Here is a 20,681-nt window from a genome sequence, read left to right as displayed (position 1 = left end):
ATAATTAAGGAAATTATGCTTGTGGTGGTGAAAATATATGGATAAATTAGATATTGAAGCGTGTAAAAAAGAAAATCCTTTTATCGTATTAGCTGACGTTATTTATAAACATTTAAAAAATGATATTATGCAGGGCTTATTATTGCCAGGTGATAAGATTGTTGAGTCAAAGATTGCACAGCAATTAGATGTGAGTAGAACACCTGTAAATATAGCTCTTAATAGAGCTTTAAAAGATGGTTGGTTTGAGCGACGCAGTAAAAGGTTTTTGACGGTGCGAAAGATAAGTCCACAAGAATGTTTTTATCTATATGAAGCTCGTAAATTTTTGGAAGGACAAGCTGCTTATTTGGCAGCTAAACGCATAACAAAAGCAGAACTTATGGGTTTAAAGGAAATTTTGCTGAACTTTCGCAAGGGCAATGATGAACCAATTGATGATGAATTATTTTGTAAAAATGATGAGCGATTTCATGATTTAATCGTTAAGGCTGCACATAATGATTATATTTCAGAAATGTATAAACGTATAAAACCTGATTTGCAACGATATAGATATCATTATAAACAGTTGATTATTGAACGAAATACAAATGAAAATGTTTATATGTATCATTATTCTATTTATTTGGCACTTAAAAGTAGATTATCTGTAGTAGCTAAAGATGAGATAGAGTCAGATATTTCTAGCATGCATGGAATGATTTTTGCAGGAAATATCTTGGCTAAATTTAATTTATAAAAAAAGCCTTAGGAAAACCTAAGGCTTTTGTCATTTTATTTAAAATCATTTACTAAAACATCTTTGCGGAAATATTTTTTATCATATTCGCCGATTTCACGGATTACTTTGCATGGAGAACCATAAGCTAAGCTATTAGCTGGGATATCTTTAGTTACGATACTACCTGCACCGATTACACAGTTATCACCTATAGTAACACCTGGCATGACCATTACACCAGCACCAAGCCAAACGCGGTTACCGATGTGAATAGGCAAGGAGAATTGAGTGCCACCAAGACGATATTCAGGATCTAGTGGGTGACCTGTTACACAAAGCAATACATTTGGACCACACATAACATCATCACCGATAAATACTTCACAATCATCTACAACTTGAAAATTAAAGTTTGCATAGAAATTTTTACCGATATGAGTGTTACAGCCATAAGCAAAATGTGCAGGTGGTTCAAGATAAATTCCATCCCCAACAGAACCTAATAATTCTTTGAGAATTTTAGTTCTAGTTTCCATATCACTAGGACGAGTGAGGTTGAAATCGTACATCATTTCCTTAGCATTGACACGTTGTTTTTCAATAATTTTTTCGTATTCTTGGTCAACTGGATCTTTATGACCATATTCACGATAAAGTAGACCAGACTTCATTTGTTCTTCTAAACGCATGTAATCAGCTCGCTTTCTATTGTTAAAATTAATTTAAATTATCATCGATTTTTTAATGTATTTTCAATGGATTTTATCTTATTTACGATATCATCAGCACCGACAATTTCAGAAACGATAGCAAAAGTCTTAGCACCATGAGAAGCAACATCACAGATATTATGTTCTTTAATGCCACCGATAGCCACAAATGGATGTTTAGCATATTTACTAGCGTAATCTACATAGGAAAAACCAACAGGTATAGCATCTTTTTTTGTCTGTGTCGCATAGACAGGGCCTACACCAATATAGTCAATGATATCACCAAGTTCGTTTGCTTTTTGAAGATGGGCTTCTTCATGAGTAGAAAGCCCTAAGATTTTATCATCACCGATTAATTGACGTACTACTTGAGGTGGCAAATCGGTTTGACCGATATGCACTCCATCAGCGTTTACAGCCATAGCAAGGTCAACAAAATCATCAATGATGAATATAGCACCAGCTTCTTTAGTCATCTTTACTAATTGCATGCATTCATGATAACGTTCAAGAGCAGGTTTTTCTTTTTCACGATATTGGATAAATTTAATGCCAGCTTCGAGCATTTTACCTACAACTTCTATATTATCTCGTCCATTAGATAATGCTTCAGCAGTTATAGTATAGATGGGATTATTGATAAAATGTTCCATTCCTTTACGCATGGAAAGACCTCTTTTCTAAATATAGAATTTTATTTTTTATTTTATAGTAGTGAAAATATCTGTTGCATCATTATCAGCAGTGATTGTTATTTGCCATTTTTGTTTAATATTTTCTGCTTGTAAATATTGAGCTAAAGTTTCAACTATAGGCAATTCTGTGCCAAAATGACCTGCATCAATGATATTTATACCTAATTCTTGTGCATGTTGTGCTTCGTGATATTTAACATCACCTGTTATATAAGTGTCAGCACCTTGCATAGCAGCTTTATCTAAAAATTCAACACCGGCACCAGAACAAAGGGCTACTTTTTTTACTAATTTGTCATTTCCTTTTACATAGCGGAAAGTATCACCAGGAAGACTTTGTTTTATGCGTTGAGCAAATTCATCAAGTGTGATAGGCTCAGCGAGTTTACCAATGCGACCAAGTCCATTTTCGTGATAAACATTTTCTGTAGGAATGATATCCCAAGCAGGAACTTCATAAGGGTGAGCTTTTAACATAGCTTTAATCACGCGATTTTTTATTTTGCTAGGTAAAATGGTTTCTATGCGAACTTCTTGCACATTGGATAATTTATTTTGTTGACCGATAAAAGGATTGGAATTTTCAAGAGGCTTAAAATATCCTGTGCCATTATAAGTGAAGGAGCAATCACTATAATTATCGATAGCACCTGCTCCCGCTTTAGCTAAAGCTTCACGAACAGCATCAGCATAATCGCTAGGAACATTGACTCCTAATTTTAAAATTTCTTCACGATAAGAAATAGTAAGTGGTTTTACTTCTGTGAGTTGAAGTTTTTGAGCTAAAACATCATTTACACCACCATAGGTAGTATCTAAATTTGTATGAGCAGCAAAGATAGCGATGTTGTTACTGAGAATTTTTTGAAGCATTCTACCAAGAGGTTTATCAGTAGCAATTTTTTTTATACCTTTAAATAAAAATGGGTGGTGAGAAATTATCATATTATAATTTTCACAGATAGCTTTATCAATTACTTTTTCTGTAACATCTAAGCAAGTCAAAATTTTAGTGATTTCTTGAGCAGGATTACCGATTAAAAGACCTACATTATCCCAATTTTCAGCGAGGTAACGTGGGGCAAGTCTATCCATAGCTTCAACTACAACTTGACATTTAATCATAATAATTCCTCCAAAGCTTTTACATAAGTTTGTAATTGATGATAATGTGCAGTATTTTTAGCAGTCTCAGATTTTGCCATGCCGTTTAAACTGCGATTGGCTTTGGCGATAAATTCAGCAATCATTTCTTTAAATAAAGTAGGTCTAGTGCGATTTAATATAGGCCCTATTTCAAGCTCAAGTTCAGTTGGTAAAGCTTGTTTTCCAGGTTTAGCATAAATTATTTGATAAATGCGACCATCTTCTTTGGCTATAGCTTCATTTTCGATATGCCAATCTATGCTGTAAAGATATTTTCTAAGAGCAGTAAATCCTTGTTGTGGTTGTAAGATTAAACCTTTTAAAGAATTTACAATTTCAGGGCAATCTTGTAATAATTGAACCATTAGATTTCCGCCCATACCACAAAATATAGCAATATCTACTTCGTTAGGTTGAAGAATTTCTAAACCACTACCTAAACGAATATCGATTTTATTCATCAATGAAGCATTGCGTACAGAACGTTTGGCTGCTAAATAAGGGCCTTCATTTACATCACCAGCGATTGCTTTACAACATTTTCCAGTTTTTACTAATTCTATAGGTAAATAACCATGGTCAGTGCCAATATCAGCAATGACACTACCATGAGGCACGAACTTTGTTACAGTTTGTAATCTAGCACCTAAAGACAAAAAAATCATCTCCTTAAAATAAATTGATTAAATATATGATATCATGATAATAGATACAAAAAAAGCTGGTTCTATATTGAACCAGCTTTTTATTAATATTTAATTATTTTTTAGCGATTTTTTTCATATCGTCAGCAACAGCTTCAGCTTTTGTACCAACAATTACTTGAACGCTATTTCCTTTTTTGATAACACCAGCAGCACCTAGAGCTTTAAGACCAGCTTCATCGATTTTATCAATATCTTTAACATTTAAACGTAAACGAGTGATGCAAGAGCTGATAGTAGTTAAGTTATCAGCACCACCTAATTTATCGATAAAGGATTGAGCTAATTCATCTGGGTTAGCATTTTCAATAGCTTCATTGTCAGATTCATTTTCAAAACGACCAGGAGTTGGAAGGTCGAAGTGAACGATTGCCCATCTGAAAACGATGAAGTAAATGATACCAAATACTAAACCGATTGGAATGATTAAGATAGGTTTAGTTGCAAGACCATAGTTTAATACATAGTCGATAAGACCAGCAGAGAAACCAAAGCCATGTAAAATACCAAACATATTAGCAACTGCAAGAGCAATACCTGTCATAACAGCATGGAATGCATAAAGAACAGGAGCTAAGAACATGAAAGTGAATTCTACAGGTTCAGTGATACCAGTTAAGAAAGCTGTGAAAGCGATGGAGAACATCATACCAGCAACTTTTGGTTTATTTTCTGGTTTGGCAGCACTATACATAGCAAGTGCGATAGCAGGAACACCGAACATAAAGATAAAGTAGAAACCAGCCATGAATACACCAGCAGTTGGATCGCCAGCGAAGAAACGGTTTAAATCACCTGTTGCAGTAACACCTGTTTCAGGATTTGTATAAGAACCAAATACGAACCAAACAAGAGAATTGAGAATGTGATGAAGACCAACAGGAATGAGTAAACGGTTTAATACACCATAAACGAATGCACCAGCAGCACCAGCACCTACGATCCATTCACCGATGCCATGAATAAAGTTCTGAATAGGACCCCAAATAATACCAAAAATAAGAGCTAAAACAACAAATGTTGCAGCAGTAACGATCGGAACGAAACGTCTACCAGAGAAGAAACCTAAAAACTCAGGTAATTTAATATTATAGAATTTGTTATAAAGTACGCCAGAAATAATACCAACAATAACACCAGCGAGAACACCCATATTTAAATCTTTATCGATAGCTTTGAGTGCTTCTGTTAATACTAAATAGCCAATAACCCCAGCAAGACCTGCCGCACCATTGTTATCTTTAGCTAAGCCAACAGCGATACCAACGGCAAAAATAAGTGCTAAATTATTGAAAACAGCACCACCTGCTTGAGTAATAAATGGAATGTCGAAGACATCAGGTGCTCCTAAACGAAGTAAAAGAGCGGCAGCAGGAAGAACGGCAACAGGAAGCATTAACGCTTTACCTACAGCTTGAAGTTTGGAAAACCAACTGGACATAATAATATCCCCTCCTAATTTTATAAATATAAAAGTTAAAATTTTCTTAATAAATAAAATTTATTATATATTGAAAACAACTTTTATTTGCTTTTAATATACTATAAATTTTATTTCACGTCAATGTTACAATTTTAAAAGAAACAATAAAGGATATATCCTGTAGCGATACCAATGATAGCACCACTTATGACTTGGAAATACGTATGGCCTTCTTTTTCATGCAAGTCGGTTTTTCCTGTTAAATGATTGAGTATAGAAGCGTGTTTTCCTAGAGAACGGCGTAGATGAGTAGCGTCAATCATTACAATAAAAGCTAGGGTTACTGCCAATATGAATAGTGGAGAATTAAAATTATCATAAAGGCCGATATAAGTTGTTGTAGTTATTATTGTGGCTGTATGTACACTGGGAAAACCACCATTACTGAAAGATAATTTCAAATCTAGCGTAGAATAGTAAATATAATTAGTTATAAATTTTATGATAACTGCTACAAGCCAACCGATAAAAGGAACTAAAATCATACAAGATTGCATAAAATCACCTGGATTTCTAAAAAATAATAAGATAATTAAATTATAGCAAAGATTTAATTTAAACAAAATCATATTTATGTAAAATAAAAAAACTAGATTATAAAATAATCTAGTTTAGTTTATTTAATAAATTTATTTATAAAACAAAAAAACTTCCATATTTCTATGGAAGTTTATCATCTTTATTAAGTGGTGGGCCCACCTGGATTCGAACCAGGGACCAACCGGTTATGAGCCGGGGGCTCTACCGCTGAGCTATAGGCCCAAAATAAAAATGGCTCCTTGAGTAGGACTCGAACCTACGACCGATCGGTTAACAGCCGATTGCTCTACCAACTGAGCTATCAAGGAATCTTACAGTTTTGTTAGAAAATGGCTCCTCGAGTAGGACTCGAACCTACGACCGATCGGTTAACAGCCGATTGCTCTACCAACTGAGCTATCGAGGAATGTCTCATCACCAACGGAAATTATTATAATACATTATTTAGTATATTGTCAACACTTTTTTAAAACTTTTTTATAAAAAATTTAAAAGCCTATTTATATATATAATAAATAGGCTTTTAGTTGCTTATTCTAAAAAGTCTTTTAATTTTTTACTGCGACTAGGATGACGAAGTTTGCGAAGAGCTTTAGCTTCAATCTGACGAATACGTTCACGAGTTACGCCAAAGTTTTGACCAACTTCTTCGAGGGTACGAGCACGACCATCGTCTAAACCAAAGCGAAGGCGAAGAACTTTTTCTTCACGTTCAGTTAATGTATCAAGAACATCTTCTAATTGTTCTTTTAAGAGAACGAATGAAGCAGCTTCTGCTGGAGCTGGAGCATCATGATCTTCGATGAAATCGCCGAGATGAGAATCTTCTTCTTCACCGATAGGTGTTTCTAATGATACAGGTTCTTGGGCTATTTTCATGATTTCACGAACACGATCTACACTTACATCCATTTCTTTTGCAATTTCTTCAGGACTAGGTTCACGTCCTAAGGATTGAAGAAGTTGACGAGATACGCGAATTAATTTATTGATAGTTTCGACCATGTGAACAGGAATACGAATAGTACGAGCTTGGTCTGCAATAGCACGAGTAATGGCTTGACGAATCCACCATGTAGCATAAGTACTGAATTTGTAGCCTTTATTATAATCGAATTTTTCAACAGCTTTAATTAAACCTAAATTACCTTCTTGAATTAAATCTAAAAAGAGCATGCCGCGACCAACATAACGTTTAGCAATACTTACAACAAGACGTAAGTTTGCTTCTGCTAGGCGTTTTTGAGCTTCAAGGTCACCATCTTCCATACGTTTAGCTAATTTTATTTCTTCATCAGCGGATAATAATGGAACACGACCAATTTCTTTAAGATACATTCTTACAGGGTCATCAATATTGATACCTTCTGGAATACTAAGGTCGATATCAATATCGTCCTCATCATCTTTTATATTGGAATCATCATCAGGTCCCATGTCATTGCCATTATCAATGATGTCAATACCACGTTTGGTGAATGTATCGTATAATTCGTCTATTTCATCTGGTGACATGTCGACTGATTGAAGGGATTCCATAATTTCATTGTAAGTTAAAACGCCAGTTTTTTTACCTTTATCTAATAACTTACTGATTGCATCTAAGCTGGCAGCAGCAGCTGCATTAGTATCTTTAACGGCTTTTACAGTTTTTTTGGATTGAGCCATTATTACATGCCTCCTCTTAAAATGATTATTTACGCTTTTTAGCGATTAATATAGGGCGTATGTCTCCAGATTTATAGGAGTTTTACGAGGATAAATTATCCATTTCCATTCGTATTTGTTGACTAATTTTTAATTCTTCTAAAAATCTATTGTCGCCATTTCGTTGTAATTCATCTGCTAAAAGGCGATGTTTTTCATAATTACTATTTAGATAATAACGACGTAAAAGTTTTAGACAATCTTCAGTGAGCTGGGTGTCATCATCAGTTGTAGATTCCTCAACTAAACAGTGTGAAAGTTCACTATAAGCAGTATCGCTTAATTTTTCAGCAGCATCGATATCTGTAAAAGGTTGATTATTGGCAAGAGTATTTGCCAAATAGTTGAGAATTTCACCATGTATTTTATTAGGAAATTCTTCAGCTGGTATGAGATTTAATACATAATCTAAAACACTAGCTTCATGCCAAATTTTTTTTATAATGCATCTTCCTGCCCTAGTTAGTGCATCTTTTTTTTCAGGAATAGCCTTGCGAGAATTTATACCAGGAAGGTTATCTGTAGAGATATCATATGCATTGAAATTTTTTTGTGAATTTTGTCTTTGCAAATCACTGCGAATAACGCCTTCATCTATGCCTAAAACATTTGATATGCGAATAATATATTCATTGCGTTCAACAGTGTTTGTAATATTAGCTAAAAGTGGCATTAATTGGTTGACTGCTAAAAGCTTTCCTTCTAAAGTATTGCGGTCAGTTGATTTTAATACATATTGCAATTGATATTCCATTAGCGGAAGAGCTTTATCAATTAATGCATAAAAATCCTTGCTGTCATGATGACGTAAAAATTCATCAGGATCTTTGCCGTCAGGAATGGTGATGACTTTGACATTGGCACCATTACTACTAGCGATAGCCAAAGCTCGCATAGTAGCAGCTTGGCCAGCATTATCACTATCGTAGCAAAAATAAATATTTGGTGAAAAGCGAAGGATTTTTCTACATTGTTGAGCTGTGAATGCAGTACCCAATGATGCTACGGCATTAGTAATATTATGACTATGTAATGCGATAGCATCCATATAACCTTCAACAACAATACTGAAGTTATGTTCTTTTATTGATTTTTGTGCATGATCTAATCCAAATAGTAAATGTCTCTTATTAAAAATAAGTGTTTCTGGTGAATTTAAATATTTTGGAGAATCATTCGGATTAATAATTCTACCACCAAAACCACAGATTTGCCCATGTTCATTCATGATAGGAATGATAATGCGGTTACGAAATCTGTCATATGCTTTACCAGAATCTTTTATGGTGATTAGACCTGCTTTAGCAAGTAACTCTTTAGTAATGCCTCGTTTAGTAAAAGAGGTAAATAGTTTATCCCAAAGGTTAGGTGCAAAGCCAAGTTTAAATTTTGTAATTATATCTGAATTTATTTGGCGAGAAGAAAAGTATATTCTACCAGCTTCTCCAAGAGAGGTACGAGTTAAACAATTATGAAAAAAAGAACCCGCCATTTCATGTATTTTAAACAATGAATCTTTTATTTGTTCTTGTTTGAGTTCGTCAGCACTTTTTTTCGTAGTCGGTATAGGGATATTTAATCTTTGAGCTTGAAGTTTTATGGCTTCATAATAAGAAATATTTTCTATCAAAGATATAAATTTAAATAAATTGCCACCGGCATGGCAGCCGAAGCAATAAAAAAATCCCTGTTGGGGAACTACAGAAAATGAAGGCGTTTTTTCATTGTGAAAGGGGCAACAACCCCAATAGCGATTACCTCGTTTTTTGAGATGAACATAACTTGAGATGACAGATAATATATCTGAAGATGAACGAACTTGTTCAACAAAATCATCATGCAAGTTTTGTGTACGCATATAAACTCACCTTTCAATAAAACTATTTAATTATAGATGATTTTTGCCATAACGTAAATACATTCTACATAGAATTATATAAATCCTGCTTTATTTTTAAATTTTATTTAAAAATTTTTTGCATTTACATTTTAGAGACTTTACCTATAGTATTCAATACGTATGGTTAAATATCCTGCTTTATTAGTGTATTATATGGTAGTTATTGTATTTTGAGAAGGGATTTGCTATGATGAATAAAAATAAATAATAAAAGAGGTATTCATGTGAGTATGAAAAAAGAGAGAGTGCCAGCTATTGAATATATGCGAGGAATATCCATGTTAGGTGTAGTTGGTATACATGTGGGTTCACAATACTTGATGAATAATCCCACGCCTAATTTACAATTATTGGCTTTATATGAAATTGTAACGAGATTTTCAGTACCGATTTTTTTCTTTATCTCCGCTTTTGGTCTATTTTATAATTTAGATTTAGATGATAAATTTAATTATAAAAATTTTATGAAGCGAAGATTTAAAACAGTATTAATTCCATATCTTGTTTGGTCTGTCTTTTATATTTTGCATTATACAGTGACAAATCAAACATTGTATTTACTTCATCCATTGAATTTAATTGGCATTTTATTTTTTGGTTTAGCATGTTATCAATTGTATTTTATGGTTTTATTAGTTTGGTTCTATGCTTTAATGCCACTTTGGATTTTTATAGTAAAAAGATTAAATCTTGTATTATTGGCAGTTTTATTTGTTTTTCAAATGGCAGTAGATTATTATTCAAGCTTTTTGCTGAATCCATATGGTATGCAAAATGAAATAGTTAAAGCTATTTTTATGTATCGTTTAAATTATTGGGTAATACATTATGTATTTATCTTTTTATTAGGTGGATATGTATCTGTACATTATGATGAATTTAAAATTTTCATGAGAGATAATTTAAATAAATTAAGAGCTTTTGGTTTTATAAGTCTGATTGGTTTATTAGCATATTATTATTATTGTATTTACTATAATGGCTATTCTCCAGAAGGAGCAATAAATACAGCTCATCAATTATCTCCAGCTGGCCTTGTTTATACTTTAGGTGCAAGTTTATATTTATTTGCAGAATTTCAATATGGATTTTTAGCTAAGATAGGAACGAGTTTATTTTCTCTATTAGGTAGACATTCATATTTTGTATATTTAGCTCATCCTATAGCAATCACTTATTTAGCTTTATTTATGGCAAAGTTTAATATAGTTATGACAGCTGTTAATTCTATGATTTTTTATGTATTAGTAGTATTATTTACTTTAATCGTAGCTATAGTATTTAGAAAGCTTGGCAATACAAAATATCCAAGATTAAATGAATTGACTATAGGCGTTTATCCTAAAAAATAAGAAAAGCGGTAACACTTATTTGTGTTACCGCATTTTTTTTAATCTTTTTTGATAAAAGAGATAATGACGCCAATGATTAGACCGATAAGAGCAGGAACAATCCAGCCCATACCCATATCAAAAAATGGCAAAGTATTTTTATATACTTCGATAATAGCACTAATAGTGGCGGTGTTATTTAATCCAAAAGGTAGGGCGTTTAACATATCACCGATAGCTGCAAATAAAGTGAATAGCGTCGTTACAGAGTATACATAACGATGATAGCCAAAAATTGCACTGATGAATGCTAAGAAGATGAGTGTTATAGCTAGTGGATATAATAACATGAGAATTGGAATAGCTAAGAAAATAATACTAGTTAAACCAACATTAGCAATTAAGAAGGAAACAATAGTAAAGATAAAAGCATATGTTTTGTAGCTAAAAGAATGTGGATATAATTCACTAAATGTAGTAGAACAAGCAGTGATAAGACCAATGGAAGTTTTTAAGCAAGCTACAGTAACTGTGAGGGCTAAAAGGATATGACCAAATGAACCAAAATAATATGTGGAGATTTGAGCAAGAGCAATACCGCCATTATCAGATAAAGCAAATTGTCCTAAACTACAAGCTCCGATATAAGCTAGAAAGCTGTAGATAATACCCATGAGAATTAAGACAACAATACCAGCTTTTAAAGTGCCATAAGCAACATCTTTAGGATTTTTCAGTCCTAAATCATGAAGTGTATGAATAACGATGATACCAAAAGCAAGGGAAGCTAAAGCATCCATAGTGTTATAACCTTCAGTAAAGCCTTTAAAGAATGCTTCTTGTTGATATGCTTCCTGTACAGGCATGGCAGAAGGTGAGCCCATCGGATTGATTATAGCTGTTACCATTAAAATCGCGATAAATATTAAAAAGAGTGGATTTAAGATTTTACCGATCCAAGTAAGGATTTTTCCAGGTTTTAAAGCGAAAGCTAAAGCTAAAACGAAGAAAATAAGTGAAAAAATTGCTAAATAAATTGTTTGCATAGAAGCATCAATATGACTGGATAAACCAATTTCATAAGAAACAGCTGCTGTACGTGGAATAGCGAAAGCAGGCCCGATCGTGAGATATAAAAGTACAGTTATAAAATGGGCATAAGGCTTATTAATGCGACTAGCTAAATCAAAAAGACCTTCACTGCGAGATATACCCATAGCAATAATACCTAAAAAAGGAAGACCGATAGCAGTGAGCATAAAGCCGATATTAGCCATTAAGACATTACTGCCTGCTGCTTGTCCTAAGTGTACAGGAAATATTAAATTTCCTGCACCAAAGAACAAACCAAATAACATAGACCCAACTAAAATATATTGGGAAAGTGAAAGAGTTCGTTTCATGATAAATCCTTTCTGATTTGTCTTTATTTAATTTTATTGTTTAACTGAATAAGGAAAGTTGATCACTTTCTTGGAGACCATTTAAGCAACCATGTTCACGCAAACGTTCAATAATTGGCGTAGATAGACTGGCACGTTTTTTGAGGTCATCAATAGAGGTGAATTCGCCCTCAAGGCGAGCTTGAACAATATTGTTTGCAGCCATGGTACTGATGCCAGTAAGGGCAGTAAATGGTGGTAATAGTGATTTTTCATGTAAGATGAATTTATCCGCATTTGATTTATAAAGGTCTACTTTTTCTACAGAGAAACCACGAAGATACATTTCCCAAGCAAGTTCTAAGACGACTTGGAAGCCTTTATCTTTTACGGATAATTTTTTCTGTTTTTCAAGTTCAATGATTTCATCGAGTTTATCTCGCACGGCTAATTTACCTTTAGAGATAATATCTGCATCAAATTCGGCAGCACGAATAGAGAAATAAGCGGCATAAAAGGCAAGTGGATAGTGAACTTTGCAGAAGGCTATGCGATATGCCATCATAACATAAGCTGTGGCATGAGCACGTGGGAAGAGATATTTTATTTTTAGACAAGAATCAATATACCACTGAGGGATACCGCCATCTTTCATGACTTTAATATCATCTTCGCTGAGTCCTTTACCTTTACGCACTTTTTCCATAGTTTTAAAGGAAAATAATGGATCAATACCACTGTGAATTAAATGCATCATGATATCATCACGGCAAGAAATCGCATCAGAAACAGTGCAAGTTCCTGAGGTGATCAAGTCTTGAGCATTTTCAAGCCATACGTTAGTACCATGAGAAAATCCACTGATACGCACTAAATCACTGAATTTTTTAGGTTTAGTATCATCGAGCATTTGACGTGTGAATGGTGTTCTAAATTCAGGGATACCAAATGTACCAGATGTAGCACCTAGTTCTTCTGGTGTTACACCGAGTGCTTCGGTGGAAGAGAAGATACTCATGGTAGCTGGATCATCAAAAGGAATAGTTCTAGGGTCGCGATGAGTTATATTTTCAAGCATTTTTATTACTGTAGGATCATCGTGGCCAAGTATATCTAATTTTACTAGACGGCTACTGATAGAGTGATAATCAAAATGTGTAGTGATGGTATTTGTTGTAGTATCATCAGCAGGTCTTTGAATTGGTGTGAAATGGTGAACGTCCATATTGCGTGGAATAACCATAATACCACCAGGATGTTGCCCTGTAGTGCGTTTTACACCAGTACAACCATTTACAAGGCTGTTGATATAAGCATCACGCTTTTTGATGCCTTTTTCATCAAAGAATTTTTTTACATAACCATAAGCTGTTTTATCAGCTACAGTGGCGATAGTTCCAGCACGGAAAACATTGTCTTTGCCGAATAATTCTTCAGTGTATTTATGAGCAACTGGTTGATAATCTCCCGAGAAGTTTAAGTCAATATCAGGAACTTTATCGCCATCAAATCCCATAAATACAGCAAATGGGATATCATGACCATCTTTAATCATTTTTGTACCGCAATAAGGGCATTCTTTATCTGGCATATCAAAACCACAGCCATAAGTACCATCTTCAACAAATTCGCTATGGCGACAATGAGGACAACGCCAATGTGGTGGCAGAGGATTTACTTCAGTGATATTAGTCATAGTAGCGACAAATGAAGAACCAACTGAACCCCTAGAGCCAACGAGATAGCCATCATCAAGTGATTTTTTTACTAGTTTGTGAGCGATTAAATAAAGTACGGCAAAACCATGACCAATGATGGAATTTAATTCTAGTTCTAAGCGGTCTTGTACTACTTTGGGCAGATTTTCACCGTATAATTCACGGGCTTTGGCATAGGACATATCGTGAATTTCTTGGTCAGCTCCCGGTATCATAGGTGAATATAATTCATCAGGGATAGGCTTGAAGACTTCTACCATATCTGCTATTTTACGTGGATTAGTAACAACTGCTTCATAGGCTAATTCTTCACCTAAATAGCTGAATTCTTTAAGCATTTCATCTGTTGTACGAAGATATAATGGCGGTTGCTTTTCAGCATCGTCAAAACCTTTGCCTTTCATTAAGATGGCACGATAAATACTATCTTTAGCATTTAAGAAATGAACGTCACAAGTAGCTATGAGCATCTTATTTAATTTTTTGGCAAGCTCAGCAACTTTTAGATTGATTTTAATTAAATCTTCATCAGTTTGTACTTCAGGGAAATTTTCATTGCGAATTAAAAAGGCATTATTGCCAATTGGTTGGATTTCAAGATAATCATAGAAGCTGGCGATTTCAAGTAATTTTTCATCGCTTTCTTTGTTTACAATAGCTCTGATTAATTCTCCTGCTTCACAAGCAGAACCGATGATTACCCCTTCACGTAATTCCGAGATGATTTTTTTTGGTAATCTAGGTCTTGCTTTGTAGAGATATTTTAAATGAGATAAAGATACCATTCGATAAATATTTCTAAGACCGATAGAATTTTTGGCTAACATGATGATATGATTAGCTCTTCGCTGTTGATAATCATCGCCTGTTAGATAGCCTTCGATACCATAGATTACCTTTATTTTATTATCTTTAGCAGCTTTCATCGCTTCAGGAAATGCTTGGACTACACCATGATCAGTGATAGCGATAGCAGGCCAGCCCCAGCGAGCGGCAGTAGCAATCAAATCTTTGGCAGATACAACAGCATCCATATTGCTCATATGTGTATGAGCGTGCAATTCTACACGTTTTTCGATAGCTCTATCTTCTCTTTTGGGCAATTCTGATAGACAAATATTAAGTGGCATCATTACATAGTCATTGAGATAGGAATCAAAACGAATAGAGCCTTTTATTTTGACAATATCAGCTTTTTTCAGAGCGGACATCACTTCTTCAAAGTCTTCTTTATTTTTTAAGAATACTTTACAAGAAATACCATCAGATTCATCAGCTAGATCAAAAGTTAAAAGATTAGTTCCCGTATTGAATTCACGACTGTTGATATTGAAAATACGACCGCGTAGAACGATATTTCTCATTTCACCATCAATACTTGTGATTTCAATATGTTCTTCAGGAATATTATCAATCATTAATTTGCGTTCGCTTTTACGACGGAATTTTGGAGCAGAGTTATCATTATTATTTGCAGTATGTGAAGGAGTAGTATTTTTATTATTAGTATGATTTTGTGTTTTAGCTTGTTGTTGAAGTTGACGAAGATATGATTCAGGGTCAAAATCAGCTAGAGCATTAGTATTGTTATTATTTAAATTAGAAGTTTGTTGTGGTTCAATGCGACAAATAACATGACAGGGACAATGAACCATAGCTTGCACTGCTTGAGAGATGGTTTCTTCAAGATTGTGAGAACGCAATATTTCTTCGACATGATCGCCTTTGAAGTCAATCATGATTTTATTACCATCGACACTATGAGTTGCTTGATTTAATAGTGTAAATAAAGTGGGATTGCCATTGGCTGCATTTTGAACAATGATTGGCCAATGACGAGTCACTTCCTGTGGTAAGTCAACGATGTCTTGATAAAAGATAACTGTAGGAATATTGCATCTTTGCGAGATATATGACGAAGCTTTGGTTAATAATTCATCAGGTATACCATTGTAAGTTTGCATGAGGATTTCCCATGAATTGTTATTTACATCAATTTCTACATGTTTAATAGTAGCTTCTTGCATGATTTTTTGTTCTTGAGCTGTTCCGGGCATAGAAGCAAGAAGCTGACGAAATTTATCGCCACCATTTTGAGGTAAAATAAGATATTTTTTTGTCATAATAAACCTCGTTAATTAAGAAAAACGACCTAATTTTGGCAATTGTGTAAGGCTAAGATGTGCTGTGCTATTTAATAACTCAACATTGATTTTATCGCCATAAAAAGTAACGATATTTACAGCGGTGTTATCTTGTCTTAAAGTCCAAATATAGCGAAGTGGCATATGCAAAGCATAAGCAAGTAAAGTGCGTAAAATTCCACCATGAGCTGTAATGGCAATAGTTTCATCAGGGTGTTTATGCACGATATCCAATAAAGCTTCAACACCTCGTTTTTGTACTTGGGCAAAAGATTCACCATTTGGCATGGTTAAAACATCTGGAGTAGAAAACATGGTTTCGATTTCTTTAGGCCATTTTTCATGAATTTCATCATAAGTAAGACCTTCCCAAGAGCCGAAGCATACTTCACGAAGACGTTCATCTTTGATGATAGGTACGTTAAATTTATTAGCGATTATTTCTCCAGTGACGTAAGCACGTTGTAGATTACTGCTATATACTCTATCTATATGAGCGACAGGAAAATTTTCAGCTAATTTTTTAGCTTGTGAAATCCCTTCCTCGGATAATTCAACATCAGATTGTCCTTGAAATTTTCCTGAACTGTTCCAAAGTGTTCTACCATGGCGAACTAAAATAAGCTTAGTCAAAGAAAGTCCTCCTTAAAAATTAAAATAAAATCATATAATTATACAAAAGCTTGTGCTAAAACAAAAATAAATAATACTACTAATTCTCCTAATTCAGCAGTAGCCCCGTATACATCACCGGTTAAGCCACCTAATAAATTAGAAACGTAACGATTAAATAAATACATGATAATTGTAGTTAAAATAAAAGTAACAGTAGCAGTAATTCCTAAAGCTAAAGAAAGTATGAGCGTGAAAATAAAAGCCATAAACATACTTTTGGGAGAAGAGTATTCATGGAAAGCTTTACCAAGACCTTCTTTGCGTGCATAAGGAAAATTGACTACAGCGATACTCATGCAACAGCGAGCGATAACAGGCATTAAAAATAAAGCAATCAAAGCATTGAAAAGTTGAATATGAGTATCAAAAGTATTTTGACTGACCAGTAAATCAGTAAACATAGTGTATTTACCAATTAAAATTAAAATCAGACAAGTAGCACCATGAGCTCCTACACGGCTATCTTTCATGATTTCTAAGATGCGTTCGCGTTTTCTGCCTGATAAAATTCCGTCCATTGTATCAGTGAAACCATCGCAGTGAAGAGCTCCCGTCAAAAAGATATTGCAAATTAAAAAGATGAACCCTATTAGATGCTCTGATAGATGAATGTTAAAACTAGGTAATAAATAATATACCACATAACCCACTAGAACATATATTATACCTAAAATCACACCAATTAAAGGAAAAAATTTAACACTACCGCCACAAGCTTTTTCTGACCAATCCAGATTTTTCTTGATAGTGATACGTGTTAAAAATTGCAAACCTAATAAAAAATCATTCACAAATAAAATACCTCCTTAAAAATAATATGTTCGTTTCCTAAGAATTTTATGGAATTTAATTCAAAAGAAACGAACGAATGCGAATAATTTATATAATAGACGAAAAAATGTTAAATATAAATATAAAAATTATTTTATTTTTACAGGAATGCCAGAAACAACGAGATAGACTTCATCGGAAGCTTGGGCAATCTGTTGATTACAAAGCCCAGCTAAATCGCGATATTTTCTAGCAAGAGCATTTTCTGGAACTATGCCAGAACCGACTTCATTAGTTACAAATACACATGTTTTATCTGTATTTTGTGCTTGTACTGCTTCAATTAGAGCTGACATCATGTCTTTAGCTCCAGCAGATAATTGTTCCATGGTATATGTTTGGGTTTGTTCACTACAGAGATAATTGCTTAAGTAAAGTGTCAAGCAATCGAATAAGATTATATCATGATGACAAAAAGCTTCATTGATAGCAGTGTCTGCGTCAAATGGAGCTTCAAAAGTTTGCCATGAACTAGGACGGCGTTGTTGATGTAGTTTCACGCGATAAGCCATTTCATCATCATAAATTTGTGAAGTAGCGATATAGGCAATGTCTTTGCCATGAGTCGTTACATAGTCTTCGGCAAAGCTACTTTTGCCACAGCGAGCACCGCCAGTTATTAGAATTATTTTGCCCATAATAAGGCTCCTTTGCGTATAGATTTATTTTTTAGATGAAGTATGTTATCCTAAAATATATATAAATTTTAAGTAGTAAAGAGGTAGAATTGTATGCAAGTTTTTTCCTCGCTTGTGGATATAAAGAATTTGAATTTGCAAGGTAAAAATTTGGCAGTCGCCTTAGGTACATTTGATGGTATTCATATAGGTCATCAAAATGTTATCATGCAGGCTGTTAAATTGGCTAAAGAACATCAAGGAGTAAGTGCGGTATTTACATTTAGTAATCACCCATTATCTGTGATTGCACCAACTCATAGACCACTCATCATCAATGATACTTTAGCCAAAATTAGAGATATTGAAGCTTTAGGTGTAGATATTCTATTTAATGTAGAATTTACGCCAGAACTTTGTCAGATGGAACCGGAAGCTTTTGTAAAAATGTTAAAAGATTATTTATCACCTAAATTTTTAGTTACAGGTCCTAATTATAGTTTTGGTGTAAAAGGATTGGGAACACCAGAATTATTAAAAGAACTTGGCAAGAAATATGGCTTTAAAGCATATATGCAACATTTTATTTATTGTCGTAATAATATGGTGAGCAGTACGGCTATTCGCAAAGCCTTATTAGAAGGTGACTTAGATTGTGCTAATAAAATGTTAGGTAAACCTTTTAGCATAGATGAAGAAGTAATTCATGGTAAAAAGCGTGGTCGTTTATTGGGCTTCCCTACAGCTAATTTAGCGATAAAAGCAGAACGTGCTATGGTACCAAATGGAGTTTACGTCGTAGAGGCTTATGTGGAAGGCGAAAAATATCAAGCAGTAGCTAGTGTAGGTACAAATCCAACATTTGAAGATATAAGTCGCCGTGTGGAAGTGAATATTTTTGATTTTAGACGAGATATCTATGGTAAAATCATTCGTGTAGATTTTTTAAAAATGTTGCGTCGAGAAATCAAATTTACTTCTGTTGATGCACTATTGAATCAAATGAAAAAAGATGTAAAACAAACAAAAGATTATTTTGTAAAGGAATAGTTATAACTTATTTGGAATTTATCTTTGGCAGGAGTAGTGACAGCAGAAGTATCTATCTCTTTATCTGCCATTAAAGGATTTTCAGTTTCGTCAGTGGCATCATCAGGTAGATATTCTGTAGTATCTATAGGCAATTCAATCGGTAAATTAGTTATGCGGAAGCTTTCTAGATATTTGTCTGTAGGTTCGACTTGGATGATGATTTTTTCATTAGCTTCATTTTTATAAATATAGCATGTATTGCCTTCGAATAATTGTCTATCGGCTTTGCCAAATACTTGTTCTATTTTATAAGCAGTCATTCCAGTTTTTAATTTATCATTGTGATTGTAAGTATCATCGACAATGATCATATCAACGATTTGTTTTGTATCGTCATTTATACCGATTTTATTATTATTTTTATAAACATAATATGTGATTTTTTGCCTCCAAAGGTAGTCTTTTTCATCATAGCGTGGTGTACCAAATTGAGATATCATATCGTCATAACTGTCGCCTAGAGCTAAATGATTATAATGCAGATTATTTTTTGTAGGAGCAAAAGTCATACCCATGGAAAGGATACTGAAACAAAGACAAAGAATAATTAAATAAAGTCGCATATTAAAACCCCTTTTCGTTTAAATTTTTACAGAAAAAAGAAAAAATTTTCTGTGTTATGTATAGTATAAATGTCTCAAAAACGACTGTCAAAAATTGACAAAACACCTTAAAACCTATATAATATTTGCTGATTGCAAAAAGGTAGTGTCAGGCGTTAGCTTGGCACTTCTTCTATTATTTTTAACTATTGTACGATTTTGTATAATTGAATTGTATAACTGAAAGGAAGCATTAAAATGGCAGATAAGCGAGTAGTTTTGACCGAAGAAGGCTTGAAAAAGCTAGAAGAAAAACTTGAATATTTAAAAAGTGTCCGTCGTTTAGAAGTTGCTGACCGTTTGAAAGCAGCTATCGCACTAGGCGACCTTAGCGAAAACTCTGAATATGATGATGCTAAAAATGAACAGGCTTTCATTGAAGGTGAAATTCTCACTTTAGAAAGCCAGATTAGAAATAGTGAAATCATCAAAGCTGATGATAGCAATAAAGATGTAGTACATCTTGGTAATACTGTAGTAATCAAAGATATGGAATATGATGAAGATGAAACATATACAATCGTAGGTTCTACAGAAGCAGATACTACAGAAGGAAAAATCTCCAATGAATCTCCTGTAGGTATGGCTATTTTAGGTAAAACAGTAGGAACAGTAGTTCAAGTAAAAGTTCCAGCTGGTACTTTAGAATATAAAATTGTAGAAATTAAAAAATAAGA

18 protein-coding genes and 3 tRNA genes are annotated in these 20,681 nt (G+C 33.8%); 4 read left to right on the top strand and 17 right to left on the bottom strand.

Features of this window, described 5'->3' with window-relative positions:
• Positions 1-37 precede the first annotated feature (37 nt).
• Positions 38-742, top strand: coding sequence for a GntR family transcriptional regulator (locus Q5I67_RS06290; RefSeq protein WP_302486745.1), 705 nt, complete (start codon positions 38-40; stop codon positions 740-742).
• A gap of 35 nt (positions 743-777) precedes the next feature.
• Here the strand turns inward: Q5I67_RS06290 and Q5I67_RS06285 are convergent, their stop codons facing one another.
• The 11 genes from Q5I67_RS06285 to dnaG all read right to left on the bottom strand — a co-directional run bounded on the left by Q5I67_RS06285 (position 778) and on the right by dnaG (position 9,570).
• A complete protein-coding gene (locus Q5I67_RS06285; protein ID WP_302486744.1) occupies positions 778-1,413 on the bottom strand; it encodes a sugar O-acetyltransferase in 636 nt (211 codons plus the stop codon).
• 41 nt (positions 1,414-1,454) lie between these two features.
• Positions 1,455-2,102 (bottom strand): thiamine phosphate synthase, encoded by a 648-nt coding sequence (gene thiE / locus Q5I67_RS06280; RefSeq protein WP_302486743.1) that lies wholly within the window; start codon positions 2,100-2,102, stop codon positions 1,455-1,457.
• A gap of 36 nt (positions 2,103-2,138) precedes the next feature.
• Positions 2,139-3,257 carry a Nif3-like dinuclear metal center hexameric protein gene (locus tag Q5I67_RS06275; RefSeq protein WP_302486742.1) on the bottom strand — a complete coding sequence of 373 codons (1,119 nt, stop codon included), beginning with the start codon at positions 3,255-3,257 and terminating at the stop codon, positions 2,139-2,141.
• Positions 3,254-3,943: a class I SAM-dependent methyltransferase gene (locus Q5I67_RS06270; protein ID WP_302486741.1), complete on the bottom strand. Its 690-nt coding sequence runs from the start codon at positions 3,941-3,943 to the stop codon at positions 3,254-3,256. Before Q5I67_RS06270 ends, Q5I67_RS06275 begins: the two co-directional genes overlap by 4 nt.
• 94 nt (positions 3,944-4,037) lie before the next feature.
• Positions 4,038-5,423 carry an N-acetylglucosamine-specific PTS transporter subunit IIBC gene (gene nagE, locus Q5I67_RS06265; protein ID WP_302486740.1) on the bottom strand — a complete coding sequence of 462 codons (1,386 nt, stop codon included), beginning with the start codon at positions 5,421-5,423 and terminating at the stop codon, positions 4,038-4,040.
• Between the two features lie 134 nt (positions 5,424-5,557).
• The gene (locus Q5I67_RS06260; protein ID WP_302486739.1) at positions 5,558-5,962 is read right to left on the bottom strand and encodes a divergent PAP2 family protein; all 405 of its coding nucleotides are present in this window, start codon (positions 5,960-5,962) and stop codon (positions 5,558-5,560) included.
• Positions 5,963-6,152: 190 nt separating this feature from the next.
• Positions 6,153-6,227: transfer RNA gene (locus Q5I67_RS06255), tRNA-Ile, on the bottom strand.
• 10 nt (positions 6,228-6,237) lie between these two features.
• Positions 6,238-6,313 (bottom strand) — tRNA-Asn (locus Q5I67_RS06250).
• 22 nt (positions 6,314-6,335) lie between these two features.
• Positions 6,336-6,411 (bottom strand) — tRNA-Asn (locus Q5I67_RS06245).
• A gap of 125 nt (positions 6,412-6,536) precedes the next feature.
• Entirely contained in the window at positions 6,537-7,673 is a 1,137-nt protein-coding gene (gene rpoD / locus Q5I67_RS06240; protein WP_296897785.1) for an RNA polymerase sigma factor RpoD, read from the bottom strand.
• Between the two features lie 82 nt (positions 7,674-7,755).
• Complete coding sequence (dnaG, locus tag Q5I67_RS06235) at positions 7,756-9,570, bottom strand: DNA primase (protein ID WP_302486738.1); 1,815 nt, start codon at positions 9,568-9,570, stop codon at positions 7,756-7,758.
• Between the two features lie 266 nt (positions 9,571-9,836).
• Here dnaG and Q5I67_RS06230 point away from each other — a divergent pair, with 266 nt between their 5' ends.
• Entirely contained in the window at positions 9,837-10,964 is a 1,128-nt protein-coding gene (locus tag Q5I67_RS06230) for an acyltransferase (protein ID WP_302486737.1), read from the top strand.
• A gap of 38 nt (positions 10,965-11,002) precedes the next feature.
• Here the strand turns inward: Q5I67_RS06230 and brnQ are convergent, their stop codons facing one another.
• The 5 genes from brnQ to cobU form a co-directional block, all read right to left on the bottom strand.
• Complete coding sequence (brnQ, locus tag Q5I67_RS06225) at positions 11,003-12,346, bottom strand: branched-chain amino acid transport system II carrier protein (RefSeq protein ID WP_302486736.1); 1,344 nt, start codon at positions 12,344-12,346, stop codon at positions 11,003-11,005.
• 40 nt (positions 12,347-12,386) lie between these two features.
• On the bottom strand, positions 12,387-16,166 hold the full coding sequence (locus tag Q5I67_RS06220; RefSeq protein WP_302486735.1) for a PolC-type DNA polymerase III: 3,780 nt from the start codon (positions 16,164-16,166) through the stop codon (positions 12,387-12,389).
• A 15-nt stretch (positions 16,167-16,181) separates the two neighbouring features.
• Complete coding sequence (gene cobC / locus Q5I67_RS06215; RefSeq protein WP_302486734.1) at positions 16,182-16,820, bottom strand: alpha-ribazole phosphatase; 639 nt, start codon at positions 16,818-16,820, stop codon at positions 16,182-16,184.
• Positions 16,821-16,858: 38 nt separating this feature from the next.
• A complete protein-coding gene (cobS, locus tag Q5I67_RS06210; RefSeq protein WP_302486733.1) occupies positions 16,859-17,653 on the bottom strand; it encodes an adenosylcobinamide-GDP ribazoletransferase in 795 nt (264 codons plus the stop codon).
• A gap of 129 nt (positions 17,654-17,782) precedes the next feature.
• Positions 17,783-18,331, bottom strand: coding sequence for a bifunctional adenosylcobinamide kinase/adenosylcobinamide-phosphate guanylyltransferase (gene cobU, locus Q5I67_RS06205; RefSeq protein WP_302486732.1), 549 nt, complete (start codon positions 18,329-18,331; stop codon positions 17,783-17,785).
• A gap of 93 nt (positions 18,332-18,424) precedes the next feature.
• Here cobU and Q5I67_RS06200 point away from each other — a divergent pair, with 93 nt between their 5' ends.
• Positions 18,425-19,360 carry a bifunctional riboflavin kinase/FAD synthetase gene (locus tag Q5I67_RS06200; protein ID WP_296898883.1) on the top strand — a complete coding sequence of 312 codons (936 nt, stop codon included), beginning with the start codon at positions 18,425-18,427 and terminating at the stop codon, positions 19,358-19,360.
• On the opposite strand, the gene Q5I67_RS06195 is transcribed toward Q5I67_RS06200, so the two are convergent.
• The gene (locus Q5I67_RS06195; protein ID WP_302486731.1) at positions 19,342-19,965 is read right to left on the bottom strand and encodes a hypothetical protein; all 624 of its coding nucleotides are present in this window, start codon (positions 19,963-19,965) and stop codon (positions 19,342-19,344) included. The genes Q5I67_RS06200 and Q5I67_RS06195 overlap by 19 nt on opposite strands.
• Before the next feature lie 237 nt (positions 19,966-20,202).
• Here Q5I67_RS06195 and greA point away from each other — a divergent pair, with 237 nt between their 5' ends.
• Entirely contained in the window at positions 20,203-20,679 is a 477-nt protein-coding gene (greA, locus tag Q5I67_RS06190; protein WP_008538956.1) for a transcription elongation factor GreA, read from the top strand.
• The last annotated feature ends 2 nt before the right edge of the window (positions 20,680-20,681 follow it).

This window comes from uncultured Megamonas sp. (assembly GCF_958438645.1).
In the GTDB taxonomy this organism is placed as follows: Bacteria; Bacillota; Negativicutes; order Selenomonadales; family Selenomonadaceae; genus Megamonas.
This window is presented reverse-complemented; position numbering and strand designations above follow the sequence as displayed.